This is a genomic window from Cobetia sp. SIMBA_158, from assembly GCF_046566945.1.
Lineage (GTDB): Bacteria > Pseudomonadota > Gammaproteobacteria > Pseudomonadales > Halomonadaceae > Cobetia > Cobetia amphilecti.
Window position 1 is genome coordinate 1 of sequence record NZ_JAWJYL010000070.1, and the last position, 436, is coordinate 436.

At 39.7% G+C, this 436-nt stretch carries 1 pseudogene; it reads right to left on the reverse strand.

The annotated features are described in order from the left end of the window. Window positions 1–10 precede the first annotated feature (10 nt). Window positions 11–436, reverse strand: a pseudogene (locus tag R2R70_RS19015) (hypothetical protein); the annotation flags it as partial.

The window sequence follows — 436 nt, forward strand, 5'->3', positions numbered from 1 at the left end:
GCTCTAAAAGCTAAGAATTGACTTCAATAAATGATCGCGGAAAGTAATCTATGCGGCCTTGGCTAGTAAGCGCAAACATGGCTTTCAAGTTTGATAATGGTCTCACGTTTAAACCGTTATTAACCAATATGCGCGTATCAGGCCAATCATGCCCCTGTACCGAGCTCAGTTTTGATAATTGCTCAAGCGTTTTTATATCTTTAAATTTATCTAAATTCTGTTTATTTGTAACTAACGCTCTTTTGCCTATATACCCTTTGAACAATGGAATTTTAATAGCTGTTGCCAGTGACTCTCGTTCAGGGCTGCTCATACTCCAGTATAAATCAAGCGAGCTATCATCAAGTGACATTAAATTGCGTTGCTGATGCGGGTGTACAGCAACACGTTCTATTTCGACAGGATACTGGGCTCTTATCAATGCCTTGGTTAGCAT